A 26,899-nucleotide genomic window follows, 5' to 3' on the forward strand; every position below is an offset into this window, starting at 1 on the left:
GGCACGCTGGACGCGAACCAGCACGACGCCGGGCTCGACGCCAACGGCGTATACATCGTGCTCAGCGCCGGCGGTGTGATCAGCGCCCACCTGTAGACGCCTGCCCGGCTGCGCGTCGGCCCCTGCAATCCGCGAACATGTGATGGTTGTCGTATGACGCCGATCACAGAGGTGGAGGGGCGGCGGCTGGCGCTCAGCAATCTCGACAAGGTGCTGTATCCGGCCACCGGAACCACCAAGGGCGAAGTGCTCCATTACTACGCGATCACCGCGGCGGAGCCCCTGCTGGCGCACCTGCGCGACCGGCCCGTGTCCTTCCTGCGCTACCCGGACGGGCCGGACGGGCAGCTCTTCTTCACCAAGAACCCGCCCCCGGGCACGCCGTCCTGGGTACGGACCACCCCCGTGCCGCACCACGAGGAGAAGCAGGCCGCCCAGGTGGTCGTGCAGGATCTCGCCTCACTGACGTGGGCGGCCAACCTGGTGGTGGAGTTCCACACTCCGCAGTGGCGGGCCGATGCGCCCGGGATCGCCGACCGGATGGTGTTCGACCTGGACCCCGGCCCGCCCGCGACCGTTGTGGAGTGCTGCGCGGTGGCGGTGTGGCTGCGCGGGCGGCTGGCGGCGGACGGCTTGTCCGCGTACGGGAAGACCTCGGGATCGAAGGGGCTGCATCTGCTCGTACCGCTGGAGCCGACCCCCGCCGATCGGGTGTCGGCGTACGCCAAACGGCTCGCCGTCGAGGCGGAACAGGAGCTTCCGGAGCTGGTGGTGCGCCGGATGAAGCGGGCCCTGCGGCCGGGGAAGGTGTTCGTCGACTTCAGCCAGAACGCGGCGGCGAAGACGACCGCCACCCCCTACACGCTGCGCGCCCGGCCCGAGCCGACGGTCTCGGCGCCCGTCACCTGGGCGGAGATCGAGGAGTGCCGGACGCCGGGCAAGCTGGTCTTCCTCGCCGGTGACATGGGCGCGCGGCTGGAGCGGTACGGGGATCTGCTCGGCCCGCTCGTCGACGCGGACCGGGCCCGGCCGCTGCCGACCGCGCGGTAGGCGGAGCCGGGGCGGGAAGCCGCTGCCTCCGAGGCCGGGGCGAGGACCGGGGTCGGGGCCGGGGCGAGGGCCGGGCCGGAGTCGGGGCTGAGGCTGAAATCGGGGTCGGGGGCGGGGTCGGAATGGAACGCCCGAGCGTCCGAGGGCGGAGTGGACGCCCGGCGTCCGGGGCCGGAACGCGCACCGACCGGAGGGGCGGCTGTCTGGTCCGGTCCATCAAGACGGCCGAAATTCGCCCCTTCAACGCATAGCGCATGGCGGACGATCTTGTCATGTCCGTAAGGAAAAGACCGCATGTGGAGGGCGGATCGTCCGAGCCGTGGTGCACACTCCTCGCAGACACTGCTTCGTGGAGTTGCGTGGGGAGGCGATGGCGTGTTCGCAGGGATCGACGAGGTCGACTGGGCCTCGATGGAGCATGCCTACGGGCCTGCCGATGATGTGCCGGTGATGCTGCGGGGTCTCGCGTCCGGTGATCCGGTGGAGCGCGAGGCGGCGCTGGACGGCATGTACGGGGCCGTTCACCACCAGGGTGATGTGTACGCCTGCACGCTGGCCTGCATTCCTTTTCTGTTCGAGCTGGTCGTGGATCCCGGGATTCAGGACCGGGGCAGCATCGTCGAGCTGCTCACCAGCATCGGCGGCATCGATCTGGACGAGGACGACGAGGACGAGATCGACGAGGAGGAGATCGAGGGCGCGGCGAACTACGCGATGGCGGCGACCGCCGTCGCCGCGGGCGCCGGGGTGTTCTGCGAGCTGATGGCCGACGAGGACCCGGGGGTGCGGCTCGCCGCGCCCCTGGCGCTCGCCACGCTCCACAACCACCCGGAGCGGGTTCTCGCCCTGCTGCGGGAGCGGCTGCCGGTGGAGCCGGCCGAGGAGGTACGGCTCGCCCTGGTCGAGGCCGCCGGGCGGGTCGCTCTGCGGCATCGCGCACTGGCCGGGCAGGCGGCCGGCTGGCTGACCCGGCTCACCGGTGAGGGGTTCGCCCCGGGGCTGCGGCTCGCCGCCCTGGCCCAGTTGGCACGGTGCGCGCCGGATGCGCTGCCGGGCGATGTCGTGCGCGTGGTGACCGGGCTGCTGCGGCAGCTGCGCTCGGCGCCGCCGCGCCGGTCCGGGGCGGCCCCCGCCGGCGAGGCGCAGGCCGGCCGGACCGAGCCGGTCGCGGCCGCCGACGCGCCCAACGAGTCGGCCGGGGCCGGGGAACCGCCCGCGGACGAGCGGGCCGCGCCGGCGACCCGGATGGGGCAGCTGCGGGCGCTGTCCGAGGAGGACGTGCCGGGGCCCGGTGCCCCCTGGACGGCGGATCTGCTGCGGACGCTGCACGTCGGGCTCGACGACCGGGTCGCCGAGCGGACGGCACTGCTGGCGGACCAGCTGCGCAGCCCCGACCGCCGGCAGCGCATCGACGCGCTGCGGATGAGCAGCGGGCTGATCCGGGTGTGGCGCGGCTCGTACGAGGAGCTGGTCCGGCTGGTCGGCGAGCAGCTCGCGACCCCGGAACCGCGACTGGCCGGGGCGGCGGCGCATGTGCTGGAGGAACTCTTCGGGCTCGCCGCGCCCGCCGCCGACGCGCTGGCCGCGCGGGTGGCGGCGGACCCCGATGCCTGGGTGCGGGACTGGCCGAGCGGCCCCGCGGGGCTCGGCAGCGCGGTGAAGGCGCTGGCCCGGCTGGGCGACGCGCGTGCTGTCCCCGCGCTGGCCGCGGCGCTGGAGCGGCCCGAGGTGCCGCACGACATGGGGTTCGCCATCGGCTGTCTGGGGACGGCGGCGGCCCCCTTGGCCGCGGTGCTGCGCCGCAGGCTCGGCGAGGTCCGTCTCGACGAGGCGGCGTACGACCGGGCGGGCCCGCTGCTCACGGGGCTGGCCGCGCTCCGGGCGGACGAGGCGATGCCGGAGGTGCTGCGGGTACTGCGCGGCGCGCCGGAGCACCGGGGCCAGTGGCTGCGTACGGCGGCACTGCGGGCGCTCGGTTCGTTCGGGCCCGCGGCGCACAGTGCCGTACCGGAGCTGCGTACGCTGCTGCGCCGCCCCGGAAGCACCTCGGCGACCGAGGTGGCAGAGGCCCTGTGGGCGGTGGCCGGGGATGCCGACGCAGTGCTGCCGGTGCTCATAGACGGCCTGCAGGCGGAGCGCGTCCACGAGCGGCGCTCCGCGGTGAACGCACTGGGCAGGCTCGGGACGCGGGCGGCGGTGACCGCGCCCCGGCTGCGCGCGCTGCTCCGGCACGAGGATCCGTTGCTGCGGGTGGACGCGGCGGTCGCGCTGTGGGACGTGTCCGGGCGGGCCGACGAGTCCGTGCCGGTGCTCCTGGCGGCCTGGGAGCACCACCGCCATGTCCGGGTCCGGGTGGCGGAATGCCTGGCGCGGAAGGGGGTCGCTGGTGCAGGGTCGGACGCGGAGCACATGCTGCGCGCCGAGCTCGCCTCCGTACGCCGTCACAACGCGATGGACGGCGGATTCGGCAGCCACGACACATACGAGGACGAAAAGCTGCTGGCGCTCTGCCGGCAGGCTCTCCTGGGTGATACGGGGAAGGGACCCACCATATGATCATCTTCGGTACGCGGGGATATCTGTACCAACTGGCCATCCTGACGCTGGTCTGCGGCTGGTGCGGCAATCCGGCCGCGCACACGCTGCGCAAGCGCGTCACCAAGTTCACGCTGTTCTTCGTGCCGCTGTTCCCGTTCTCGACGAAGTTCGCCACGCAGTGCACGTTCTGCGGCGGGGAGCAGCAGATCCCGAAGGAGCAGGCCGAACAGCTGCTGGCGCAGAATGCCGCGTCGCAGGACGGCAACCCGTTCGGTCAGGCGCAGGGGCAGGGGCAGGCGCAGCCGGGATACGCGCCGGGCGGACAGGGGCAGAACCCCTACCAGCACTGACACAGCGCCCCGGGGCGACATCCCGAGCGGCAGTGAGCGGCGCTCGAACGCATTAAATAGGCATAACAGACTTCCTTCCGAATAAGGTCTATGAAGCATGGATCGCGGGGAAGGGAGGGTGTGATGCGTTCGCAGCGCCGGATGCGAAGCAGCGCGGCGGTGGCCCTCGGGGCCGTCGGCGCCGCGCTGCTGACCGGCTGCGGCGTCGGCGGCGGGCTGCGCAGCGCCGGACCCGCCCCGAACGCCGTCGGGCCCGCCCGGCTCTGGCCCGGGCTGCCGCCCGCCTCCGCCGCACCGTACGACTACGGCGAGGGCGAGACCGCGCGCATCCCGGGGATCGAGGTGCCGCACGGCGATGTGCACCGCCTGGACCCGGTCGCGGTGGTGCGGGCCGGCCTGAAGGCCCGGCCCAACCGGTCCAGCGGCACCGCCGACCTCCCCGCCGACACCGTCCGCCGCATCGACACGTGCCGCACCGAGCCGGTCTCCTGTCCGGTGCTGCGGCCCTACTTCCGCGATCTGACGGGCGACGGCAAGGACGACCTAGTGCTCGGCATCCGGCTGGCCGACCACCAGCTCTCCGTACGGGTCTACATGCCGGAGGCGGGCGGGCTGACCCGGATCCTGTCCACCACGGACGCCGTGATCAGTGTCGAGCTGGCCGGGCGGGATCTGATCATGCGGGTGCCGTCGGCCATCACCGGGTACGAGTACCGCACCGCCTGGACCTGGGACGGCCGGCAGCGCGCGATGCTGCCGACCCGGGACGAGATCCTGCGGATGCCGACGCCCCCGCCCCCGCAGCAGCGCCCCGGGGTCACACCGCCCACGGCCACCCCGCCCACCGGCACACCGTCCACCGCCACACCGTCCGCCGGCGTTTCCGCGGAACGCCGATGAGGCGGCGCGAGGCCGGGCGCCGCGGGACCGAACGGCACGAAACGGAGCGGCGCGGGACCGGATGGCGCGGGGCCGGGCGCCGCGGGACCGAACGGCACGCAACCGAGCGCCGCGGGACCGGATGGCGCGGGCCGCGGATGCCTTCCTGGACCGCGACGCTCACCTGGAAGTCGGCCGTCTTCATCACCGTGATGTGCTGCGTCCTCGCCGCGCTGCTGAGTGTGCTGGTCCACAGCGAGGTGACCCGGCAGACCGTCACCCAGGCCCGTGAGAAGGCGCTGTCGCGGCTGGCGGACGTCACCACCGCGTACGAGACGGGCGAGGCCCTCCCGCCGGGGTCCGGCATCGATCCGCCGGGGCTGCCCGCCTCCCTGCGCGCCCTGGCGGTGGACGGCGAACGCGGCACGCTCGTCGCCGACGACCACGGGCACCCCGCCATGTGGGCGGCGGCTCCGGCCGACGGCCGCGCGCTGGCCACCCAGGTGGACTACAGCCAGAGCGCCCGCACGATCAACGATCTCGACGGGGCGATCATCGGTTCCTCCCTGCTGGCCACCGGCGCCACCCTCCTCGTCGGCGCGTTCGCCGTCACCCGGGTCACCCGGCGGCTGCACCAGACGGCCCAGGTGGCGCGCCGGATCAGCGCGGGCGACCTCGACGCCCGCGTCGGCGACCCGCGCACGACGGATCCTTCGCGCCCGCAGGACGAGGTGGCGATCGTGGCCGGCGCGCTGGACACGATGGCGTCCACGCTCCAACGCAAGCTGCTGGCCGAGCAGCGGTTCACCGCGGATGTGGCGCACGAGCTCCGCACCCCGCTGACCGGGCTGTCGGCCGCCGCCGAGCTGCTGCCGCCGGGGCGCCCGTCGGAGCTGGTGCGGGACCGGGTCCGCACGATGCGGGCGCTGACGGAGGATCTGCTGGAGATCTCCCGGCTCGACGCCCGTACGGAACGGGTCGACCTCGATGTGCACGAACTGGCCCCGCTCGTCGAACGCGCGGTGGGCGCGTCGGGGACGGAAACCGAGATCCGTTTCGGGGAGCCCGGCTCGGCGCGCCCGCAGGCTCCCGTACGGGTCGAGACCGACAGACGGCGCCTGGAACGGGTCCTGGGCAATCTGATCGCCAACGCGCACAAGCACGGCCGCCCCCCGGTGGTGCTGACGGTCGACGGGCCGACGGTGACCGTACGTGATCACGGGCCGGGGTTTCCGGGCTATCTGCTGGAGGGCGGCCCGCAGCGGTTCCGTACCGAGGGCAGCGGCAAGGGGCACGGTCTCGGGCTGACCATCGCCGTCGGGCAGGCGGCGGTGATCGGCGCCGACCTCGTCCTGCGCAACGCCGGGGACGGCGGCGCGGTGGCCCGGCTGACGCTCCCCGAGTACGTACGGGCGGACGACGAGGCACCGGCGGACCCGGACGATCCGGAACCCGGGCGGCGACACTGAAGTGACGGTGCGTCAACCTCTCGCCCCACGGAGGCAGGCCGCCGGACAGGCCCCCAGGAACAGGTCGGCTGACACATCCGCTATGACATAAGGGAAATAGACACCACCTCTTGCTACGTTGCGTGGCATGACCGCAACGACGGCGGACACACCCCCGCCCGATCTACGTCTGCCCAAGCGGCGCGGAGTCGAGCTGCTGCTCCTCATCGGGGCCGTCCTCGTCTCCGTCTACGGCTACGCCGCCGTCGGCCTGGCCCGGAACGGCGCGGTCCCGCCCGATGTGGCCGGTTACGGCGCCGGTCTGGGGCTGCTCGCCCTCCTCGCCCATCTCGCGGTCCGCCTACGTGCCCCGTACGCCGATCCGCTGCTGCTGCCCATCGCCGTCCTGCTCAACGGTCTCGGCCTGGTGCTGATCTACCGGCTCGACCTGGAGACCCCGAAGGACCAGGCGGCCCCCACCCAGCTGATCTGGTCCACGCTCGGTGTGGCGCTCTTCATCGCGGCGGTCGTCTTCCTGCGCGACCACCGGGTGCTCCAGCGGTATGCCTATCTCTCGGTCGCCACCGCCCTGGTCCTGATGATCGTGCCGATCTTCTTCCCGGCGGTGAACGGCGCCAAGATCTGGATCCGGGTCGGCGGACTCTCCTTCCAGCCGGGCGAGTTCGCCAAGATCCTGCTTGCCGTGTTCTTCGCCGCGTATCTCGCCGCGAACCGCAACGCCCTCGCCTACACCGGCCGCCGGATCTGGAGGCTCCAACTCCCCACCGGCCGGGTGCTCGGCCCGATCGTGGCGATCTGGCTGCTCAGCGTCGGTGTCCTGGTCCTGGAACGCGACCTCGGTACCTCGCTGCTCTTCTTCGGCCTCTTCGTGATCATGCTGTACGTGGCGACCGGCCGGACCGGCTGGATCGCGGTGGGCCTGCTGCTCGCCGCCGTCGGCGCGTTCGTCGTCGGCTCCTTCGAGCCGCATGTCCACAGCCGGGTCCAGGACTGGCTCGACCCGTTCGCCTCCATCAACGCGGGCCAGGGCCCCGGCCAGCTGGCCCAGTCGCTGTTCGCGTTCGCCGCGGGCGGGATGCTCGGCACCGGGCTGGGGCTCGGCCACTCCATCCTCATCGGCTTCGCAGCCAAGTCCGACTTCATCCTGGCGACCGCGGGCGAGGAGCTCGGCCTGGCCGGGCTGACCGCGATCTTCCTGCTGTACGCGCTGCTCGTCGCCCGCGGCTACCGGGCCGGGCTTGCGCTGCGCGACCCCTTCGGACGGCTGCTGTCGATCGGCCTCGCCTCGATCCTGGCGCTCCAGGTGTTCGTGATCGCGGGCGGAGTGATGGGGCTGATCCCGCTGACCGGCATGGCGATGCCGTTCCTCGCCCAGGGCGGTTCGTCCGTCGTCACCAACTGGATCATCGTGGCGCTGCTGATCCGGGTCAGCGACCAGGCCCGCCGGCCCCACCCCGGCCAGGTGGAGACCGGAGTCATCGCGCCGATCGCAAAGGACGAGCCATGACCCCGTACCCGCCCGCCGTGCTCCCGCACGGGCCCGCCGCGCTCCCGTATCCGTCACGAGTCCCGGAGGCCAGGCCGTGATCCGTTACATCCGCCGGGCCGCCGCGCTCTGTCTGCTGCTGCTCGTGGCGCTGCTGCTGAACGCCGCCCGTGTCCAGGTCTTCGAAGCGAACAGTCTGGACAACAACCCGGCCAACCGCCGCCTCACGATCGCCCGTTACCACCAGCCGCGCGGCAACATCCTGGTCGGCGGCACGTCCGTGACCGGCTCCGAGAACACCGGTGAGCAGCTCGCGTACGAGCGCACGTACAAGAACGGCCCGCTGTACGCGCCGGTGACCGGCTACGCCTCGCAGACGTACGGCACGACCCTGATCGAGCACGCCGAGGACGGCATCCTCTCCGGCACCGACTCGATGCTCGCCCCGTTCCCGCTGTGGAACGAGATCACCCGCAGCCAGCAGCCCGGCGGCAATGTCGTCACGACCGTCAAGGACTCGATGCAGCGCGCCGCCTACGACGGGCTCGGCGGGCGCCGGGGCGCGGTGGCCGCCGTCGATCCGTCGACCGGCAGGATCCTGGCGCTGGTCTCCACCCCTTCGTACGATCCCGGACAGCTCTCCGGAACCGGTTCGTCCGTCACCGACGCCTGGCAGCGGCTGAACGCGACGAAGAGCCAGCCGATGCTCAACCGGGCGATCCGGCAGACGTATCCGCCGGGCTCCACCTTCAAGATCGTGACGGCGGCGGCGGCGCTCGACACGGACGTGGTCACCGATCCCGACGCCGAGACCGACACCCCGTCCCCCTATGTGCTGCCCGGCACGACGACCACGCTCCCCAATGAGGCGGAGGGCTGCGAGAACGCCTCGCTCGCCGAGGCGATCCGGGTCTCCTGCAACACCGTGATGGCGGAACTCGGAGTGCGGGTCGGGCTGAAGGACATGGTGGACGCGGTGCGGAAGTTCGGTTTCAACGACACCGGGCTGAAGATCCCGTCCGGGGTGGCGAAGAGCAACTTCGACACGAAGATGAGCGACGACCAGCTGGCGCTCTCGTCGATCGGGCAGTTCGACACGACGGCGACACCGCTCCAGATGGCGATGGTGGCCTCGGCCGTGGCCAACGGCGGCGACCTCAAGTACCCGTATCTGGTGGACCGTACGACCACGAGAAGCGGCTCGACCGTCCACCGGAACGGCTCGCGCACCTACCACCAGGCCATGAGCCCGCGGACGGCCATGCGGCTGCGGAGGATGATGGTCGACGTCGTGGAGCGGGGCACCGGGTCCAACGCCGCGATCGACGGAGTGACGGTCGGCGGCAAGACGGGCACCGCACAGCACGGCATCGACAACACGGGCAGGCCCTACGCCTGGTTCATCTCCTGGGCGCAGGCGCCGGACTCGGGTCGCCCGGCGGTCGCGGTCGCCGTGGTCGTCGAGGACGCCGCCGCGAACCGGGCCGACATCAGCGGCGGCGGCAGCGCGGCTCCGATCGCCCGTTCCGTCATGGAGGCGGCCCTGCGAGACTGACCGCGTGACGGGTGCGGGTGCGGGTGCGGGTGCCGATGCGGGCTCGGGTGGCGGTACGGCTGCTGCGGATGCGGATGCGGATGACGGTGCGGGCTCGGGTGGCGGTACGGCTGCTGCGGATGCGGATGCGGATGACGGTGCGGGGGCGGTGCACCGGGCGCTGGAGCGGATCGGGCGGGAGGATCCGCGCCTGTGCGCGTTCATCGAGGTGTGGCCCGCAAGGGCACGCGCCGACACGGAACGGGCCCGTCGACTGCCCCTGGGAGGAATGCCGTTCGCCGTCAAGGGACCGACCGGCATCCGTTCGTACGCGGCCCGGCGACTGATCGCGGCCGGCGGCGTCCCGGTCGGTTCGACCTCGGTCCCCGGCCCCGGCACACCCTGGCAGACCTGGGGGCTGGGCGCCCACGGCCGTACGGTCAACCCATGGCGCTCCGACCGCACGCCCGGCGGCTCCTCGGCCGGCTCGGCGGCGGCGGTCGCGGCGGGGCTGGTGGAGCTGGCGACCGGCAGCGACGGGGCGGGGTCGGTACGGATTCCGGCGGCGTGGTGCGGGGTGTTCGGCCTGAAGACGACGAACGGCCTGCTGCCCTCCCCGGACCGGTCCGGTCTCGCGTCCGCCGGGGTACTGGCTCGTTCGGCGGCTCATGCCCAGATCTATCTGCGCTGCGTCCTGGCCGGTCCAAAGGGTCCGGACGGTCCGGACGGTCCGGACGGTCCGGACGGTCTGATCGGTCCGGAGGGTCCGAACGGTCCGTACGGTCCGCAGGGCTGCGGACCCGCGCCGGCCGGCCTCCCGATCCCCGCCGTTCTCAGCCCCGACCTGGGGTATGCGGAGGTCGACCCCGAGGTCGGGTCGGTCGTCCGGCAGGCGGTGCGGCGGCTCGTGGCGGCCGGGGTGGTGCGGCTCGTGGACCGTACGTGCGAGCTGCTCGACCCGCGAGAGGCGTGGCAGGCGGTCCGGGACGGTCGGCCGTCGCCGGCCGCCGCGGAGATCCGGCGCGAGAACGACCTCCGGCTGGACGCCCTGTTCACCCGCACTCCGCTGCTGCTCACCCCGGCCACTCCCCACCGTCCGCACGGTCACGACGGTCCGGGCGAGCTCTACTCGACCGCGCTGACCTGGGCCTTCAACCTCAGCGGTCATCCCGCCGCGAGTGTGCCCGCCGGATTCACGGCGGACGGCTGTCCGGTCGGGCTCCAACTGGTCGCGGCGCGCGGGGCGGACGTCTCGCTGCTCGAAATGGCCCGTGCGGTGGAAGAGGCGCTGCCCACGGTGCGGCCATGACACACAGCGCCCCGCAGACCGGCCACGGACGCGCGGGGCGCCTGCCTCAGTTCAGCGGCTCGCGGCGTTGCAGCCACTGCGCGGGCACCCCGTCGACCCCGGTGGCCGCGCCGACGACACCGCCGGTGATGGCGCAGGTCGTGTCGACGTCGCCGAGACCCTCGGCCGTCGCCCAGAGTGCCGCTTCCAGGTCGTCCGGGTGCCGGGCCGCGGTCCACAGGGCGAACGGGACCGTGTCGTCGGCGCGGATGCGCTGCCCGTTGCCCAGCAGGTCGGCCGCCCGCCACGGCTCGGTGGTGAAGGGGACGTCGACGGCTCGGCGCAGGCCGTCGCGTACGAGCCCCTCGGGGGTCCGCTCGGCGACCGCCGCGAGGGTGTACTCGCCGCGGACCGACAGCGCCGCCGCGACCGCGACCGCCACCGCGCCCGCGATGCCTTCCGGATGGGCGTGGGTGACGGCCGCCTGCAGCGCGGCCTGCCCGGTTGCGTGAGCGACGTCCTCGTGGAAGCGGGCGCCGAGCGGTGCGACCCGCATCGCCGCGCCGTTGCCGAGGCTGCCGCCCTCGAAGAGAGCCGGCGCCAGCGTGCGCCAGTCGGTGGGCGAGGTCAGCAGCTCCGGCAGCAGGATGTGCATGCCGTGGCCGTAGCCGCGGGCCGAGTCGGCCTCGAAGGCGAGAGCGAAGCAGAGCGCGAGCCGGTCCTGTACGACTTCGCCGTCTTCGTCGACGGCGCGCAGGAGGGCGCGGGCCAGAGCGGTGTCGTCGGTCCAGTGCCAGACCGGTTCCTCGGGGGTGCAACGCGCCTTGATCTCGTTGTACGCCTGCCGGGGCCGGCGGAAGAGCGGAAACCACCGCTCACCGAACGCATCGCCTAGGGCCAGTCCTTCAAGGCTCCGGCGGGCGGCGGCGGCACCTGCGGGAAGGGAGGGGGGCGGAGTCGTCATACCCGCCATCCTTCCGGGACCGGCGGACGGCGTACATCCATTATGGCCCGCGGAAGTGCCCCGTTCCCTCCTGCTGTCGAACGATCTTGGGACGCATCTCGCGTTCTACCGTGGCTCCATGACGGTTCTTCATGTACGTGATCACAGCGGCCCCGACGACGGCCGGCCCGCTCTTCTCCTGCTCCACGCGGCCTCGCGTTCCCTCGCCGACTGGGACGCCGTCGCCCCGCATCTCACCACCGGCCACCGGGTGCTCGCCGTCGACCTGCCGGGGCACGGCTTGAGCGCCGCCCCTTCGTGGTCGTTCGACGCGGTGCTGAGCGATCTGGACGAGACCCTCGCCACCCTCGGGGTCACCGGTGCCGTGGTTCCCGTCGGGCACTCGCTGGGCGGGATGGTCGCCGCGCTGTACGCCGCCGAGCGGCCGGACCGGGTGCCGGGGGCGGTGAACCTGGACGGCTTCTGGTGGGGCAATCCCGGCCAGTACCCGGGTCTGGACCCGGACGAGGTGGCGCGGCGGCTGGCCGACATCGGGGACATGGCCCGTGCGTCGGCGGGGCAGCGGATGCCCGCGGAGTATGTCGAGCAGCAGGCCCAGTACAGCGTGGGGCTGGGCATCCCGTACGAGCGGGCGGAGGCATCGTTCCGCGCGAGCGCGCGAGAACTCCCGGACGGCAGCTGGCAGTTGCTGCCGGAACGGGAGTGCGCCCTGGAGATGCTGGATGCGCTGGACGCCCTCGACCTCTTCGCGCTGTTCCGCCGCGTTCCCTGCCCGCTGCTGCTGGTCCGGGCCCTGCACCGGGTGCCGCCGACGCCCGGCCTGGAGTGGCTGGACGAGCTGATGGAGGCGTACGGGCACGGCCTGGCCCGGGATCTGGCGGTACTGGTGGCGGAGCGGACGGGCGTCACGGCCGAAGGCATCGGGGCGACGCACGCGATGCTGCTGGAGGATCCGGAGCGGGTCGCGGAGCTGGTGCGGGACTTCGCCTCGCGGCTCTGAGGCCTCCGCCCCGCCGGCCGGCCCCGCCGGCCGGCCCCGCGACGGGCTCGTTCCCCGGCCGGCCCCAGTCCCCCGATGGGCTCAGTCCTCCGACGGGCCCGACGCGCCCTGCTGCACCGCCTCCTCGACCTCGGCGATCCTGGCCTGCTCCTCCGCCGCGAACCGGTCCCGGTCCAGTTGCTCGGCCAGCTCCTCGTCCTGGGTCATCAGCAGATCCAGGCTGGAGTCGCCGAGCCCGAAGACACCCATGTCGACGTAGGCCTTCTGGAGCCGTTCGCCCCACAGGCCGATGTCCTTGACACACGGGACTATCCGGCTGAACAGCAGCTTGCGGAAGAGCCGCAGGAACGGTGACTGCTCGGAGAGTTCCCCGGCCTCCCGCTTGCCGATGCCGAAGTTCTCCAGCACCTCGGCGCCCCTGAGCCGGTCGCGCATCAGATAGCAGCCTTCGATGACGAACTCCTCGCGTTCGCGCAGTTCGGCGTCGCTCAGCTGCTTGTAGTAGTCGCGCAGCGCCATCCGCCCGAAGGCGACGTGCCGGGCCTCGTCCTGCATGACGTACGCGAGGATCTGCCGGGGCAACGGCTTGGTCGTCGTGTCGCGGATCATGCCGAACGCGGCCAGGGCGAGGCCCTCGATGAGAACCTGCATGCCGAGGTACGGCATGTCCCAGCGGGAGTCCCGCAGGGTGTCGCCGAGCAGCCCCTGGAGGTTGTCGTTGACCGGGTAGAGCATTCCGATCTTCTCGTGCAGGAACCGGCTGTAGATCTCCGCGTGCCGGGCCTCGTCCATGGTCTGGGTCGCGGAGTAGTACTTCGCGTCCAGGTCGGGGACGGACTCCACGATCCTGGCCGCGCAGACCATGGCGCCCTGCTCACCGTGGAGGAACTGACTGAACTGCCAGGCGGTGTAGTGGGTGCGCAGATCGCTCCGGTCCTTCTCGGTCATCTTCGCCCAGTGCGGTGTGCCGTACAGGGTGAGGACGTCGTCCGGGGTGCCGAGCGGGTCGGCCGGATCGACCTCCAACGACCAGTCGATGCGCTTGTTGCCGTCCCACTGCTTGTCCTTGCCCTTCTGGTAGAGGGCGAGCAGGCGTTCACGGCCGTCGTCGTAGTCCCAGCTGAGGCGGGCCGCGCCGGAGGCGGGCACCTGCCAGAGCGGTGTGTCCGGGGCGGTGGTGTAGAGGTCGTGTGTCGACACGGACGGCTCCTTTTCGCCTTGCGTGCTCCGGCAAGTTGCGTGGCGGTTGCGCCAGTTGGCAGGTTCACACGTTGATAGACGCCGGGTCAACAAGTCGTGCGCAAGGGATTGACTGCCTTGCTGACGGGGAGTCTCATAAGGAGTGACCGCCGGTAACCCATGGGTGAGGTGCCTCCAGCCATGACCACAGTGTCCGAACGCGACGTGCAGTTGCTCCGCGACGCACTCGGCCCGCTCCGGGACCGCGAACAGACCGCCGAACGGCTGCTCGCGTCCTCGGCCAAGCACTCCTTCGATCCGGACAAGGAACTCGACTGGGACTCGGCGATCGAGGCCGGCAAGTGGTTCTGGCCGCCCGAGCTCGTCTCGCTCTACGACACCCCGCTGTGGCGGAGGATGTCCGAGGAACAGCGGATGGACCTGTCCAGGCACGAGGCGGCGTCGCTGGCCTCGCTGGGCATCTGGTTCGAGATCATCCTCATGCAGCTGCTGGTCCGCCACATCTACGACAAGCCGGTGACCAGCAACCACGTCCGCTACGCGCTCACCGAGATAGCCGACGAGTGCCGGCACTCGATGATGTTCGGCCGCATGATCAAGTGGAGCGGGTCGCCCGACTACCCCGTACCGCGCGTCTACCACAACCTCGCACGGGTGCTGAAGACCGTGTCCACCACGCCCGGTTCGTTCGCCGCGACCCTGCTCGGCGAGGAGATCCTCGACTGGATGCAGCGGCTGACGTTCCCGGACGAGCGCGTCCAGACACTGGTGCGCGGCGTGACCCGCATCCACGTCGTCGAGGAGGCGCGGCACGTCCGCTACGCCCGCGAGGAGCTGCGCCGCCAGATGGTGACCGCGCCGCGCTGGGAGCGCGAACTCACCCGGGTGAGCTGCGGCGAGGCGGCCCGCGTCTTCTCCGTCTGCTTCGTCAACCCGCACGTGTACGAGAGCGTCGGCCTGGACCGCCACGAGGCCGTTGCCCAGGTGAAGGCGAGCGGTCACCGGGCGGAGGTCATGCAGAGCGGAGCCAAGCGGCTGACGGACTTCTTCGACGACATCGGGGTGCTGAACGGGGTGGGACGCAGGCTGTGGAAGCGGTCGGGCCTGCTCGCGTGAGGCGACGCCCCGTTGCCCATGCGCCCGCAGCCCTTAGGGTTCATGGCATGACGACTGCCGCGCCGCCGACCCGTGCGTACCGAAGGCTCAGCGTCGAGGAGCGCCGCACCCAGCTCCTCGGTGCGGCCCTCACCCTGTTCGCGCACCGGGCCCCCGACGAGGTCTCGCTCGACGAGGTGGCGACGGTCGCCGGGGTCTCCCGCCCGCTCGTCTACCGCTACTTCCCGGGCGGGCGGCAGCAGTTGTACGAGGCGGCGCTGAGGTCCGCCGCCGAGCAGCTGATCCTGTGCTTCACCGAGCCGCCCGTGGGACCGCCCACCGAGCGGGTGCTGCACGTGCTGGACCGCTATCTCGCCTTCGTCGACGAGCACGACACCGGTTTCAGCGCACTGCTGCGCGGCGGCAGTGTCGTGGAGACCTCCCGCACGACGGCGATCGTCGACGAGGTGCGGCGGGCGGCCGCCGAGCAGATCCTGCTGCACCTGGGCCGGGGCGGCACGGGTGCGGGGGACGCGCCGGGGCCCAGGCTGCGGATGATGGTGCGCACCTGGATCGCGGCCGTCGAGGCGGCGTCCCTGATCTGGCTGGACGAGGGCAAGCAGCCCGCCGCGGCCGACCTGCGCGACTGGCTGGTCGACCAGCTGATCGCGCTGCTGGCGACGACGGCGGCCTCGGACCCGGAGACCGCGTCGGCGGTGACGGAGCTGCTGCCGCTGGAGACCGCCGCGGGCCCGGCCGGACGGCTGGCGGAGCGGCTGATCCCGGTCGTCGGCGGAGCGGCCCATCTGCTGCCCCGGGGCTGATCGGTCAGACTGGGGCGGTGAGAAGCGAGAACACCCCCTTCACCGGCGGCCCCCTGGACGGGCGGGTACTGCCCGTCCTCGTCGGCCCGACCGGCCACCCGCCCAAGTGGTACGAGGTCCCGGTACCGGCCGCCGACGGCGGGCCCGCCACCGTGTACGCGTACCGCCGGGTCCCGGCCGGCCACTCCAAGCGGCTGGGGATTCCGCGTGGCTGGGTGTACGAGTACGCCCCCGAGGGCAGGGAGCGGCACAGCCCCAAGTGGCCCTGGTCGAAGCCGGACTGAGGATACGGGGCCGGGCGCGGCCGAGCGGCCGGTCTAAGATCGACGCTCTGGTGCCAGGGCACGGTCAGCAAGGGGGTGCGCCATGGAGGCGCTGCGTCAGGACGATCCACGCCGCATCGGTCCGTACACCGTGCTGGCGCGGTTCCGCGAGACCGCGAGCGCCGTGCAGTACCTCGCACACGACGCGGCCGTCGGCAGACCCGTGCTGCTCACCGTCGCCCGCCCCGAACTCGCCGCGCTGCCCGCCTTCCGGCGCCGTTTCCTGGCAGAGGCCCGCATCGCGGACCGGCTGGCCGGCGACCGGGTCCCGCCGCGGTCGGACGCCCCTGCCGATGCCCCGGGCAACGACGCGGACGACGGCCTGCTGTGGACGCTCGGCCCCTACGTACCCGCGCTGACGCTCTCCGACGCGATCGAGGTCACGGGGCCGCTTCCCGAACGGGCCGTGCGGATTCTGGGCGCGGGCATCGCCGAGACCCTCTCCCGTGTGCACGCCACCGGAGCCGTACTCCAGGGCCTGGCACCCCGGACGGTCCTGCTGGCCGAGGACGGACCGCGGCTCACCGCGTTCGGCCCGCTGGCCGCCGCGGCCGCCGCCGAGGCCCGGCCCGGCGGGCAGTTGTCCGTACGGCTCGCCCACCTCACCCCGGAGCAGGTCGAGGGCGAGGAACCCGGACCGGCCTCCGACCTCTTCGTCCTGGGCCTGCTGCTGGCCTACGCGGCGACCGGCACGACCCCGCTCGCCGACGGCCCGGCCGCCGAGGGCGCCGAGCGCATCGCCCGCACGGACCCCGAACTCGGCGCTGTCCCGGCGGAGTTGCGCGACCTGATCGCCCGCTGCCTGGCGAAGGACCCGGCCGACCGGCCGAGCGCGGGAACGGTGGCGGCGGAGCTGGCCCGGGAGGGAGCGGCGGTCCCGGCGAAGAACGGCTGGCTGCCGGAGTCACTGGCCGCCGCGCTGACGGAACAGGGAGTACGCGTACGGGAGTTGGCCGAGGCGTGGCATCCGGTGGACGCGCCGGTGAGCGGGCCGGCGGACGGGCCCGGCGGCGCATCCGCCGGTGAACCCGTCGACGGGCCCGTGGACGGACCTGCGGACGAGGCAACCCCGGCCGGTGACCCGGCCGACGCACCGGCCCGCGAACCCGCCCCGGAGCCCGGTCCCGCCCGGGACACCCGTACCGCTCAACTCGGCGACATCGGGCGCCACGTACCGAGGACCGACCGGCCGACGACACAGTTGTCCGTCCCGCGCGAGCTCACCGGCGCGCCTGCCGGGCCCGCCGCCGGGCTCCCGGCGGTGCTCCCGCCCGTCGCACCGATACCGCCCCACCCGCTTCCGGCCCACGCGGCCTCGGCCGCCCCCCACGCCACCTCCGCCACCTCCGCCTCCCCCACCCTCGACCGGCGCGGCCTCTTCATCGGTCTCGCCGCCGGGGCCGCGGGGCTGGTGGTCGGCGGTGGTGGGGCGCTCGCGCTGGGCTCCGGCGACGGGGACACGGACGATGCCAAGCCCGCGCCGGGCCGCAGCGGCCCCGCCGTCGCGGGGCTGCCACCGCAGCCGCATTGGGTGTACCGGCACCCGGCGACCGAACCGCCGCCGCTCACCGCCGCCCTCTGGAACGGCCGGCTGCTGGTGCTGACCAGCGAGAACGGGGCGACCGGCGTCGATCTGTGCACCGGGCGCCGGGTCTGGGAGAGCGCGGACGCCGCCAAGGGGCGCGCCGCGCTGCCGGCCGGGAAGGACCTCTGCTTCGTCGCGGGTCCGTCCGAGTTCCTGTGGCTGTCGCCGAAGGACGGCAAGACCGTGCACCGGGCGGGCTACGCGGACCAGTTCACCGGGGCGCCGAACCTCGCGGTGTCGGAGATCGTCGGCACGCTCGGTCCGGTGGTCTGGTTCACGGGCTCCCACAAGGTCACCGTCAAGGCTCCGCCCCCGAAGAAGGGCAAGAAGCGCGGCAAGGACACCCAGGTCGTCACGTCGTACCTCTTCGCCTACGACATCCTCCAGCGCAAGGAGCTGTGGCGGACCCCCGTACCCACCGGGCGCGGCCCCGCCGCCCCCGTGTACCGGCTGGTCTCGACCGGACAGGACGGTTTCGTCGTGCGCCAGAGCCCGGCCACGCTCACCCCCGGCGACGTGAAGGCCGCCAAGGGGAAAGCCGTCTTCCGGAGCTTCGACCAGAAGACCGGGAAGCAGCTGTGGAGCCGGTCGTTCGGTACGGTCGCGCCGGACGCGGCGGCCCTGGGCGACGACCGGGACCTGCTGTACGCGGCGGTGGGCGACGATCTCCAGGCGTTCGAGCTCCCCGCGGGCAAGCCGAAGTGGACGCTGAACGGCACCACCGGAACCCCGTACGGGACCCCTGTGGTCACCGGCACGCTTCTGCACACCACCAACCGCAACCAGGAAGTGGGCGCGGTCGAGCGGGAGACCGGCCGGCTGCGCTGGCAGCGCTCGACGGAGGCGGCACCCGGCACCGCCGCCCCCGCGGTGGCCCTCAGCGCGACCGGCAGGACGCTGCTGGCCGCGGACGCGTCCCAGGTCACCGCATTCGCGGCGGAGGACGGGCGGCGGCTGTGGAAGTTCCAGGACATCGGCTCCCAGGACCCGAAGGGACCCACCGTCACCGCCCCGTACCGGGTGCTGCCGTCCGGCAGTACCGCCGTCGTCCAGCGCGAGCGGATCTTCTACGCGTTCCCGGTCGCCTGAGCCGTCTCGTTCGGGCCACCGAACGAGCCGCTTCGTCCCCTGCCGGTCCGGCCGGACCGGCCGTTCCTGCCGTTCCCCGCCGTCCCCCGCCGGTGCAGAACACGGTCGGCCGTGTGGAGGGCGCCACCCGATTGAAGCAGTGGCACGGCCTCGCCGCCCGCTACGGAACGACCCCGGCCGTCCACCCCCGCCGGATTCCGCATCGCGGGCCGCCGGACGGGCCGGAGCCGAAGCCCCGGCATCCGCGCCCGCTCACCGCCTTCCGGGCGAACCCTCCTGCCGCCACACCGCCGGGTTCTTGCATCTCTTGGCGCCAAGTGACCGTATTGATGCGTTGCGCTCGCTTATGGGGTAGTCCCATGATTCGCCCCGCCCCCGGAGGTGATGTCGTGTCAGGCGGAATCCTGCGCGTGGCCTGCGCCACGGCACTGGCCACGATCGCCGTGGCCTCGCCGGCGGCCGCCGCACCCGTGGAGCCGGGCCCCGCGGCGAGCGGTGCCTCGAAGCCGCCCGCCGCTCCCCCACCCGCTCCCGCCCCGGCCCCGGCAGCCGCGAGCAACGGTGTCGCCCGGCTGCTGACCGATCTGCAGAAGCTGTACCAGCGGACCGAGGAGGCCACCGAGACGTACAACGGGACCGCGGCGGAGCTGAAGAAGCGCACGGCGCAGGCGAAGAAGCTCCACGCCTCCCTCGCCGCCGCCCGGGTCGCGCTGGCCGACAGCCGTGACGCGGCGGGGCAACTGGCCCGGGAGCAGTATCAGGGGCGGTCGGACTTCTCGTCGTACCTGCGGTTGCTGCTGGCCCGTGACCCCGCGCACCTCCTGGACCAGGAGCATGTGCTCCGGCGCGTGGCAGCCGGGCGGGCGGCGACCGTGAAGCGGCTCACCGGCGCCGAGAAGCGCGCCGACGAGCTGGCTGCCGAATCACGCAAGGCGCTGGACCGGCAGCAGGTCCTGGCCGCGCGGCAGAAGAAGCAGCGGGACACGGTGCGGTCGCGGCTCAAGGCCGTCGAGGCGAAACTGGCCACGCTCTCCGCCGCTCAGCTCGCCGAGCTGTCCCGACTGGAGCAGCAGGGCGCGGCGAAGGCCCAGGGCGCGCTGGTCGCCTCGGGCGCGATGTCCTCGGTCAGGCCGCCGTCCCGGGCGGGCGGCGAGGCGGTCGAGTACGCGTTGGGCCAGGTCGGCAAGCCGTACGTGTGGGGCGCGGAGGGGCCGGATTCGTTCGACTGCTCGGGGCTCACGTCGCAGGCCTGGGCGAAGGCGGGCCGGACCATTCCACGGACCTCGCAGGAGCAGTGGCGACAGCTGCCGAAGGTGCCTCTGAACGCGCTGCGCCCGGGTGACCTGGTGATCTACTTCCCGAAGGCCACCCATGTGGCGCTCTACATCGGCAACGGCCTGGTGGTGCAGGCGCCCCGGCCGGGCACGCAGGTGAAGGTCTCCCCCGTGGCGTCGAACCCGCTGCTGGGCGCCGTACGACCGGATCCGCAGGCCGCACCGCTGTCCGCGTACCGGGCGCCGCAGCTCCCGCAGGGTGCGACCGCGGGCTCGGACACGGGGTACGGCTCCTCGTCGGCGCCCGAGGAGTAGGCCCCGGGCCCGTGACGTGCGCACAGGACAGCCGGGCCGGGTCCCGTCGGATTCCCGACGGACTCGGCCCGGCTGCTGCCGTCCGGCGGCCGACGCGGCCCCGGACACCTCGGCGAGGCACGCGTTCGTCTTCTCCGGGTCGGAGATGCAAGCCACTCACGTCAGAGGCCCCTCGCCTGCGAACTCTCCGCAGATGAGGGGCCTCTGACATCCCGTGGGCCGTCTGTGGACCGCCTGTGGTCCGTCAGCCCCGAACCGGGCCCCTGCTGTGGGCCGTCGCGATGCCCTCTGCCGCTCTGTCGGCTACGGCCCGATGTCCTGGGGTGGTGGTTATGCCCTGGGGGTCACGCCCAGCCCTTGTGCGAGTCCCTGCTCCGCTGCCCCGCGCTGCAGTGCCCCACTTTCCCCCGAGCCGCCTCTGCGGCGCAGTACGACCAGGCACGCCCCGGCCGCGGCCACGAGCAAAACCACCGTGGAAACAATCGAGATCATGGGTCCCCCGTTTGTCTGGCGGAACCGTCCCGCGGCCCCTCGCCGATCCGTTACTGTCAGTATCGGCGCGACGGCGGAGTTTGTGAATACCACGACCATCGCGTCTTGGCGTGGGCGCCCGAAAGCCGCCCGACACCGCGTCTGCCCAGGGGTTTGGGGGTCATGAGCCCCTGACTGTCACGGGGGTGCCAGGGCCACTCGCCGCGTCGGTGACCGGGCCGTCCGTGGGCCGTCCGACGACGGCCCACAGTCGCCGACGTTCACCAACGTTGACCGGTGCTGTGCAGGTCAGACGCCTACACAGCCGCAGAGACCTCGGCGAGGTACGCGTTCGTCTTCTCCGGGTCGAAGAAGAAGTTCTCGAAGTCCGCCGGGTTGTTGAAGCCGTTGGCGAAGCGGTTGGCGACCGGCTGGAGCTGGCCGGCGGCGCCGATCAGGTTCAGCACGTGCTCCGGCGGTACGCCGAGCATCGCGTTGGTCCACTTCACGACGTGCTGCGCGGTGTCCCAGTAGCGGTCGAACGTGGCCTGCATCCAGTCCGCGTCGAACTCCCGGTCGCCGTGCTCGATGATCGAGTCCAGGTACGCGTTGGCGCACTTGGAGGCCGAGTTGGAGCCCTGGCCGGTGATCGGGTCGTTGGCGACGACGACGTCGGCCACCCCGAGGACCAGGCCGCCGCTGGGCAGCCGGCCGATCGGCTTGCGGACGGTCGGGGCGTAGCGGCCCGCCAGGGTGCCGTTGGCGTCGGTCAGTTCGACCTTGGTGGCACGGGCGTACTCCCACGGCGTGAACCGCTCCATGAGCTCCAGCGTCTTGGCGAGGTGCTCGGAGGGGTCCTTGATGCCCTGGAAGGCGTCGAGCGGGCCGCCCGGGACGCCCTCCCAGAACAGGATGTCGGCGCGGCCGGACGTCGTCAGGGTCGGCATCACGAAGAGCTCGCCGACACCGGGGACCAGGTTGCAGCGGACCGCGTCGAACTCGGGGTGCTCGGGGCGCGGGCCCATGCCGTGGACGTACGCGACGGCCAGGGCGCGCTGCGGGGCGTCGAACGGCGAACGGGACGCGTCCCGGCCGAACATGGAGACCAGCTCGCCCTTGCCCGCGGAGACCATCACCAGGTCGTAGGTGCGGGAGAAGTAGTCCAGGTCGGAGACGGCGGCGCCGTGGATGACGAGCTGTCCGCCGCGCTGGGCGAACGTCTCCATCCAGCCGGCCATCTTCACGCGCTGGTCGACGGACTGGGCGAAGCCGTCCAGCTTGCCGACCCAGTCGACGGCGCGCGAGGAGTCGGGCGCGGCGACCGAGACGCCGAGGCCCTCGATGCGCGGGGCCTGGGACTCCCAGAAGTTGAGCTGGTAGTCGCGCTCGTGCTGGAGCGCGGTGTGGAACATGCACTGGGTCGACATGACCCGGCCGGACCGGATCTCGTCGGCGGTGCGGTTGGACATCAGGGTGACTTCGTACCCTCTGGACTGCAGTCCGAGGGCGAGCTGGAGACCGGACTGGCCGGCTCCGACTATGAGTATCTTCCGCATCGCGGTTCTCCGTTACGTATGGCGTGCGAGCTATGCCGGGGTGGCGTCGAGGGCGTGGCCCACGAGGGCCAGCAGCGACTCGACGACGGTGATCCTGTTACGCGCGTCCATGATCACAACAGGCACGTGCGGGGGGACAGTCAGGGCCTCCCTGACGTCCTCCGCCTCGAACCCCGGCGTTCCCTCGAAGTGGTTGACGGCGACGATGTACGGCAGGCCGCAGCTCTCGAAGTAGTCGAGTGCGGGGAAGCAGTCGGCGAGCCGCCGGGTGTCGGCGAGGACGACCGCGCCGATCGCGCCGCGCACCAGGTCGTCCCACATGAACCAGAAGCGCTGCTGGCCCGGTGTGCCGAACACGTACAGCACGAGGTCGTCGTCGAGCGTGAGCCGGCCGAAGTCCATCGCGACGGTCGTGGTGACCTTGTCGGGCGTCGCGGAGAGATCGTCGGTCTCCTCGCTGGCCTGGGTCATCATCGCTTCGGTCTTCAGCGGGGTGATCTCGGAGACGGACCCCACGAAGGTCGTCTTGCCCACGCCGAATCCGCCCGCGACCACGATCTTCGTGGCGATGGGGGCCCTGGTGTGGTCCAGCTGCCAGGCCTGCAGCGATTCCTCGGCCTGGTCCTTGGCCCTCGGCTGGCGCGGGGCGAAGAGTGGCGACTCAGAGACGGCGGAGTCCATTGAGCACCCTTTCGAGCAGTGCGCGGTCGGGCTGGCCGGTGCCGTGCCCGGTCCCGTACACGCGGATCTTTCCCTGGTCGGCCAAGTCGCTGAGCAGCACCCGGACCACGCCGAGGGGCATCTTCAGCAGGGCGGAGATCTCCGCGACCGTACGCATCCGGCGGCAGATCTCGACGATGGCCTGGAGCTCCGGCATGACACGGGTGGCCAGGTTGCCGTTGGTCAGCTCGCGGCGCTCCTCGGGCGCTTCGAGCGCGGCGACGAACGTCTCGACGAGCAGGACGTGGCCGAAGCGGGTGCGGCCGCCGGTGAGGGAGTACGGGCGGACCCGTGCGGGCCTTCGGTCGGACCCGCGGACGGGGAGCCTGCGGGCGGGTTCAGCAGGGGGCGTCACTGGGCGCTCTCCATCGATTTGCGCAGTTCACTGCGGAGTTCGGGGGTGAGTACGTGTCCGGCTCGGCCGACGAAGAGCGCCATGTGGTAGGCGATGACGCTCATGTCGCAGTCCGGGGTGGCGTGCACACCGAGCAGCGAGCCGTCGCTGATCGACATGACGAAGACGCTGCCCTCGTCCATGGCGACCATCGTCTGCTTGACACCGCCGCCGTCCATCAGCTTGGCGGCGCCGGCGGTGAGGCTGCCGATGCCGGAGACGATGGTGGCCAGGTCGGCGCTGGAGCCCTTGGGGCCGTCCTGCAGGCCGGTGGCCCGGGTGGCGAGATGGCCGGGGTCGGAGGAGAGCAGCATCAGTCCGTCGGATGAGACGACCGTGACCGAGTGGACCCCTGGCACCTCCTCCACCAGATTGCTCAGCAACCAGTGAAGGTTCCGGGCCTCGGTACTCAGCCCGAATGTGCTGGGCGCAGTCAACTGCGTGCCTCCTCGACTGTGTCCCCCGTCTCATCGGTTCGGCCGTCGGTACGGTCGGCCGACTCACTGTGCTCGGTGTGCGCGGGGCGTCCGGCGTGTGCCGCGGCCCCGGGGAACGGCTGGTTCGCCGTGATCTCGGCGATCTCCGCCTCGACGTCCCGGCGGCCGTCCCTCGCGCCCTGGTGGAAGCCGCCGAGCCGACGGCGCAGCGCCTCCTTGTCCAGGCTGCCCTTGCGCTCGGCGCTGGGCGCCGTGGTGGGCTTGACGACCTTGGGGGTGCGCTTGGGCAGCCCCTTGTCCGTGATGCGCTCCTGCTGCGGCTGCGGAGAGCGCTCCTGCGACTGCTGCTCCGGCTTCCGGGGGCCGGGCAGGGCGTCGGCGACGGGCGCGGGGGCCGGGACGGGAGTGGGTGCGGTGTACGGCTCCGGGGCAGGAGCGGGGGCCGGGGCGGCGTACGGCGCGGATGCCTGCGCCTGGGCCTGAGCCTGCGCCTGGGCTTGAGCCTGCGCCTGGGCGGTGTACGGCTCCGGGAATTCGTCGGCCGTGCGCTCGTGGCGGTCGGGGCCGATGGTGTACGGGTCGGGCGCCGTGAACTCCGAGGTGTCCGCGAACTCCGGAACCACCGGAAGGCGGACCTGCATCGTGATCTCCGCCTCGGCCTCGGCTGCTGCCGGGGCGGGCGCGGGGGCGCTGTCCGGGGCGTGCTCGGGCGCGGGCTCGGAAGCGGCCCCGGACTCGCGGATCGTCTGCTCCGCCGCCGCGATCAGCGGGTCGCCCGGCAGGGCGAGCGTGCGTGTCGGCAGCGCGTTGGAGTTGGCCTCGGCGACCGACCCCGGAAGGTTCAGCGCGGGCGCGTCCCCGGAGACCTGCACCGGCGGCGGCGTGGCGGCCGGTGGTGCCTTCGGCAGCAGGGTCTTGGGCAGGACGACGACCGCCGTGACCCCGCTGCCGCTGTGGTCGCGCAGCTGGACCCGTACGCCGTGGCGCGCGGCCAGCAGGGAGGTGACCTGGAGGCCGAGTCCGGCCCCGGGCGCCCCCTTGTCGTCCCGCTCGCCCGCATCGAACAACGTCGGGTCGCCGAGCCGGGTGTTGAGCTCGCTCATCCGCACGGCCGACATCCCGATGCCCTCGTCCTGGACGGAGAGCATCACCTCGCCGGTCTCCAGCAGCCAGCCGGAGAGCTGGACATGGGAGTCCGGCGGCGAGAAGGAGGTCGCGTTCTCCAGGAGTTCGGCGACGAGGTGGCTGAGGTCGTCGGCGGCGAAGCCGGCGATCTGGGCGTGCGGCGGCAGGGACTGGATGGTGACCCGCTCGTACCGCTCGATCTCGGAGACGGCCGCGCGCAACACGTCGACCAGCGGGATCGGGCTCGCGTGCCCGTGCCCGTGCTCGGCGCCCGCGAGGACCAGCATGTTCTCGCTGTGCCGACGCATGACCGTGGCCATGTGGTCGAGCTTGAAGAGGGTGGCCAGCCGCTCCGGGTCGTGCTCCCGCTCCTCCAGGCTCTCGATGACACCGAGCTGGCGCTCGACGAGGCCGAGGGTGCGCAGCGAGAGGTTGACGAAGGTGTGGTGGACCGTGTTCTTCAGCCGCTCCAGCTGGGCGGTGAGGTCGGAGGTCATGACCTGGAGTTCGGCGCGCTGGAGGGTGAGCGCCTCACGTCCGGCGATCAGCTCGGCGCGTTCGGTCTGCAGGCTCTCGAAGCGGCCGTTGAACTCGTGGAGCAGTCCGTGCAGCTTGCCGTGCAGGGCGTTGATGGACCGTACGGCCTGGGCGAACTCGTCGTTGCGGCCGGTGTAGCGGATCGGTTCGGCGGTGTCGGGCTCCGCGGCGAGGCGGGCGGCACCGATGCGCAGGACGGCGAGCGGCTGGGTGAGGGTGCGGGCCACGGCGGTGGAGACGCCGACGGCGATCAGCAGACAGCCGCCGAGCAGCGCGATCCGCAGTTCGAGCGCGGTGACGTCGTCGTCGCGCAGCTGCTCCAGGCGCTGGACCTGTGCGGTGCCGAGGGCCGATTCGACACCCCGCATCCGGTCGATCCGGGCGGAGAGGGCCGCCTCGACCTTCTTGCTGCTGACCCGCTGGTCGGCGTCGGACAGCTCGGGACGGTCGGTGAGGGAGTTGAGGTACTTCTCCGCGCTGTTGACCTCGGGCCCGGTGACGGTGGACGACAGCTTGTCGCGGGCGGTGGAGCCCGCGGCCTGGTCGAAGTCGGCGAGCGAGGAGAGCTCGCCCACCCGGGCCTGCTGGGCAGCGGCGCTCAGCTCGTCGCGGGTGCGGTCGTCCTTGCTGCTGCCCTGGTCCTGGCCCTGGACGGGCAGGCCGGTGAACGGGTCGGTCTGCGGGGACGACGCCTTGCCGGGCACGGAGAGCGCGGCGAGCAGCAGCCCCCGGGTGGCGGAGGCCTGCTCGGTGGCCCGGCCGAGGGCGAGCGGGGCGCGGGTGGCCTCGGCGGCGCGCGGTGGGGTCTTCTCGGCGAGTTCGTCGGCGAGGTCGTGGAGCTTGGCGATGACCTCGGAGTACGCCTGATGGGCCTCCAGCGCCGTGCCCTTGCCGCTGAGCGCGTCGCGGCGCAGGGAGGGGATGGTGGAGAGGTCGCGGCGCAGTGCGGCCGGGGCCGCACCCCTGATCTCGTCCACCTGCTGGTCGACGCGGGCGCTCCGGCTGCCGGGGTCGCCCTTGCCCTTCGCCCCCGGGCCGGACTTCTCCTCGCGGCCGGCCGCGATGTAGGAGGTGACCTCGTCACGTTCGTCCGCGAGGGCGTGGGCGAGCGCGATGGCCTGCTGGTTCAGCTCGGCGAGGGTGACCAGCCGCTGCGACTCGTTCAGGTCGGAGGAGGCGCCGAGGGCCGCGGGCGCACCCGCGGCGATGACGGTGATACCGACGACCGCGACACCGGCGACCAGCCGACTGCGTACGCGCGCGGTGCGCTGGGTGCCCTCGCTCTCGGCGGGTGCCGGAGGCGTCACCCCGGAACCGCTGTGCCTGCTGCCCTTGCTCCGAGGCCGCTTCTTCTGCACCGGTGCTCGCATTCTTGTACTCGTCCGCCCTTGAAGCA

At 72.5% G+C, this 26,899-nt stretch carries 21 protein-coding genes; 14 read left to right on the plus strand and 7 right to left on the minus strand.

All coding sequences use genetic code 11. The features are described from left to right. Positions 1–153: 153 nt before the first annotated feature. The 8 genes from ligD (at position 154) to ACIOMQ_RS35370 (ending at position 10,615) form a co-directional block, all read left to right on the plus strand. A complete protein-coding gene (gene ligD, locus ACIOMQ_RS35335; RefSeq protein WP_401261052.1) occupies positions 154–1,050 on the plus strand; it encodes a non-homologous end-joining DNA ligase in 897 nt (298 codons plus the stop codon). Between the two features lie 375 nt (positions 1,051–1,425). Next, a complete protein-coding gene (locus ACIOMQ_RS35340) occupies positions 1,426–3,606 on the plus strand; it encodes a PBS lyase (protein WP_402191864.1) in 2,181 nt (726 codons plus the stop codon). After that, positions 3,603–3,938 carry a zinc-ribbon domain-containing protein gene (locus ACIOMQ_RS35345; protein ID WP_362200922.1) on the plus strand — a complete coding sequence of 112 codons (336 nt, stop codon included), beginning with the start codon at positions 3,603–3,605 and terminating at the stop codon, positions 3,936–3,938. The genes ACIOMQ_RS35340 and ACIOMQ_RS35345 overlap by 4 nt, the downstream gene beginning before the upstream one ends. A 123-nt stretch (positions 3,939–4,061) precedes the next feature. After that, on the plus strand, positions 4,062–4,838 hold the full coding sequence (locus ACIOMQ_RS35350) for a hypothetical protein (protein ID WP_401261055.1): 777 nt from the start codon (positions 4,062–4,064) through the stop codon (positions 4,836–4,838). Positions 4,839–4,975: 137 nt separating this feature from the next. Beyond that, on the plus strand, positions 4,976–6,286 hold the full coding sequence (locus ACIOMQ_RS35355; RefSeq protein WP_402191866.1) for an ATP-binding protein: 1,311 nt from the start codon (positions 4,976–4,978) through the stop codon (positions 6,284–6,286). A gap of 127 nt (positions 6,287–6,413) precedes the next feature. After that, on the plus strand, positions 6,414–7,793 hold the full coding sequence (locus ACIOMQ_RS35360) for an FtsW/RodA/SpoVE family cell cycle protein (RefSeq protein WP_362200916.1): 1,380 nt from the start codon (positions 6,414–6,416) through the stop codon (positions 7,791–7,793). A 76-nt stretch (positions 7,794–7,869) separates the two neighbouring features. Then, positions 7,870–9,327, plus strand: coding sequence for a penicillin-binding transpeptidase domain-containing protein (locus ACIOMQ_RS35365; RefSeq protein ID WP_362200913.1), 1,458 nt, complete (start codon positions 7,870–7,872; stop codon positions 9,325–9,327). A gap of 148 nt (positions 9,328–9,475) precedes the next feature. Then, complete coding sequence (locus ACIOMQ_RS35370; RefSeq protein ID WP_402191935.1) at positions 9,476–10,615, plus strand: amidase family protein; 1,140 nt, start codon at positions 9,476–9,478, stop codon at positions 10,613–10,615. 46 nt (positions 10,616–10,661) lie between these two features. On the opposite strand, the gene ACIOMQ_RS35375 is transcribed toward ACIOMQ_RS35370, so the two are convergent. After that, positions 10,662–11,558 (minus strand): ADP-ribosylglycohydrolase family protein, encoded by an 897-nt coding sequence (locus ACIOMQ_RS35375; RefSeq protein WP_402191870.1) that lies wholly within the window; start codon positions 11,556–11,558, stop codon positions 10,662–10,664. 118 nt (positions 11,559–11,676) lie between these two features. Here ACIOMQ_RS35375 and ACIOMQ_RS35380 point away from each other — a divergent pair, with 118 nt between their 5' ends. Beyond that, complete coding sequence (locus ACIOMQ_RS35380; protein ID WP_362200910.1) at positions 11,677–12,558, plus strand: alpha/beta hydrolase; 882 nt, start codon at positions 11,677–11,679, stop codon at positions 12,556–12,558. Between the two features lie 81 nt (positions 12,559–12,639). Here the strand turns inward: ACIOMQ_RS35380 and ACIOMQ_RS35385 are convergent, their stop codons facing one another. Next, positions 12,640–13,758 (minus strand): ferritin-like domain-containing protein, encoded by a 1,119-nt coding sequence (locus ACIOMQ_RS35385; RefSeq protein WP_402191873.1) that lies wholly within the window; start codon positions 13,756–13,758, stop codon positions 12,640–12,642. Between the two features lie 180 nt (positions 13,759–13,938). Between ACIOMQ_RS35385 and ACIOMQ_RS35390 the strand changes: the two genes are divergently transcribed. The 5 genes from ACIOMQ_RS35390 (at position 13,939) to ACIOMQ_RS35410 (ending at position 20,263) form a co-directional block, all read left to right on the plus strand. Further along, positions 13,939–14,874, plus strand: a complete 936-nt coding sequence (locus tag ACIOMQ_RS35390) for a diiron oxygenase (protein WP_401261066.1) — start codon at positions 13,939–13,941, stop codon at positions 14,872–14,874. 47 nt (positions 14,875–14,921) lie between these two features. Then, entirely contained in the window at positions 14,922–15,677 is a 756-nt protein-coding gene (locus ACIOMQ_RS35395; RefSeq protein ID WP_362200901.1) for a TetR/AcrR family transcriptional regulator, read from the plus strand. Positions 15,678–15,694: 17 nt separating this feature from the next. Beyond that, entirely contained in the window at positions 15,695–15,961 is a 267-nt protein-coding gene (locus ACIOMQ_RS35400; protein WP_351202691.1) for a hypothetical protein, read from the plus strand. 82 nt (positions 15,962–16,043) lie between these two features. Next, the gene (locus tag ACIOMQ_RS35405; RefSeq protein WP_402191875.1) at positions 16,044–18,674 is read left to right on the plus strand and encodes a PQQ-binding-like beta-propeller repeat protein; all 2,631 of its coding nucleotides are present in this window, start codon (positions 16,044–16,046) and stop codon (positions 18,672–18,674) included. A gap of 389 nt (positions 18,675–19,063) precedes the next feature. Further along, entirely contained in the window at positions 19,064–20,263 is a 1,200-nt protein-coding gene (locus ACIOMQ_RS35410) for an NlpC/P60 family protein (RefSeq protein WP_402191878.1), read from the plus strand. A gap of 788 nt (positions 20,264–21,051) precedes the next feature. On the opposite strand, the gene ACIOMQ_RS35415 is transcribed toward ACIOMQ_RS35410, so the two are convergent. From ACIOMQ_RS35415 to ACIOMQ_RS35435, 5 genes are read right to left on the minus strand one after another with little or no spacing between them, the layout of a single operon-like run. After that, a complete protein-coding gene (locus ACIOMQ_RS35415) occupies positions 21,052–22,290 on the minus strand; it encodes a styrene monooxygenase/indole monooxygenase family protein (protein ID WP_362200892.1) in 1,239 nt (412 codons plus the stop codon). A 30-nt stretch (positions 22,291–22,320) separates the two neighbouring features. Continuing rightward, positions 22,321–22,971, minus strand: coding sequence for an ATP/GTP-binding protein (locus ACIOMQ_RS35420; RefSeq protein WP_362200889.1), 651 nt, complete (start codon positions 22,969–22,971; stop codon positions 22,321–22,323). After that, on the minus strand, positions 22,952–23,365 hold the full coding sequence (locus ACIOMQ_RS35425; RefSeq protein WP_266357999.1) for a DUF742 domain-containing protein: 414 nt from the start codon (positions 23,363–23,365) through the stop codon (positions 22,952–22,954). Before ACIOMQ_RS35425 ends, ACIOMQ_RS35420 begins: the two co-directional genes overlap by 20 nt. Next, entirely contained in the window at positions 23,362–23,841 is a 480-nt protein-coding gene (locus ACIOMQ_RS35430; RefSeq protein WP_362200885.1) for a roadblock/LC7 domain-containing protein, read from the minus strand. The genes ACIOMQ_RS35425 and ACIOMQ_RS35430 overlap by 4 nt, the downstream gene beginning before the upstream one ends. Further along, a complete protein-coding gene (locus ACIOMQ_RS35435) occupies positions 23,838–26,861 on the minus strand; it encodes a nitrate- and nitrite sensing domain-containing protein (RefSeq protein ID WP_402191937.1) in 3,024 nt (1,007 codons plus the stop codon). Before ACIOMQ_RS35435 ends, ACIOMQ_RS35430 begins: the two co-directional genes overlap by 4 nt. Positions 26,862–26,899: the final 38 nt, after the last annotated feature.

It is taken from the genome of Streptomyces sp. NPDC087845, from assembly GCF_044742755.1.
In the GTDB taxonomy this organism is placed as follows: domain Bacteria; phylum Actinomycetota; class Actinomycetes; order Streptomycetales; family Streptomycetaceae; genus Streptomyces.

What these genes read in the sequence shown, in the direction of transcription:
- ACIOMQ_RS35405 (WP_402191875.1), top strand. Translation starts at nt 16,044, where the DNA reads ATGGAGGCGCTGCGTCAGGACGATCCACGCCGCATCGGTCCGTACACC.
- ACIOMQ_RS35360 (WP_362200916.1), top strand. Translation starts at nt 6,414, where the DNA reads ATGACCGCAACGACGGCGGACACACCCCCGCCCGATCTACGTCTGCCC.
- ACIOMQ_RS35380 (WP_362200910.1), top strand. Translation starts at nt 11,677, where the DNA reads ATGACGGTTCTTCATGTACGTGATCACAGCGGCCCCGACGACGGCCGG.
- ACIOMQ_RS35415 (WP_362200892.1), bottom strand. Translation starts at nt 22,290, where the DNA reads ATGCGGAAGATACTCATAGTCGGAGCCGGCCAGTCCGGTCTCCAGCTC.
- ACIOMQ_RS35345 (WP_362200922.1), top strand. Translation starts at nt 3,603, where the DNA reads ATGATCATCTTCGGTACGCGGGGATATCTGTACCAACTGGCCATCCTG.
- ACIOMQ_RS35395 (WP_362200901.1), top strand. Translation starts at nt 14,922, where the DNA reads ATGACGACTGCCGCGCCGCCGACCCGTGCGTACCGAAGGCTCAGCGTC.
- ACIOMQ_RS35355 (WP_402191866.1), top strand. Translation starts at nt 4,976, where the DNA reads ATGCCTTCCTGGACCGCGACGCTCACCTGGAAGTCGGCCGTCTTCATC.
- ACIOMQ_RS35420 (WP_362200889.1), bottom strand. Translation starts at nt 22,971, where the DNA reads ATGGACTCCGCCGTCTCTGAGTCGCCACTCTTCGCCCCGCGCCAGCCG.
- ACIOMQ_RS35350 (WP_401261055.1), top strand. Translation starts at nt 4,062, where the DNA reads ATGCGTTCGCAGCGCCGGATGCGAAGCAGCGCGGCGGTGGCCCTCGGG.
- ACIOMQ_RS35390 (WP_401261066.1), top strand. Translation starts at nt 13,939, where the DNA reads ATGACCACAGTGTCCGAACGCGACGTGCAGTTGCTCCGCGACGCACTC.
- ACIOMQ_RS35375 (WP_402191870.1), bottom strand. Translation starts at nt 11,558, where the DNA reads ATGACGACTCCGCCCCCCTCCCTTCCCGCAGGTGCCGCCGCCGCCCGC.
- ligD (WP_401261052.1), top strand. Translation starts at nt 154, where the DNA reads ATGACGCCGATCACAGAGGTGGAGGGGCGGCGGCTGGCGCTCAGCAAT.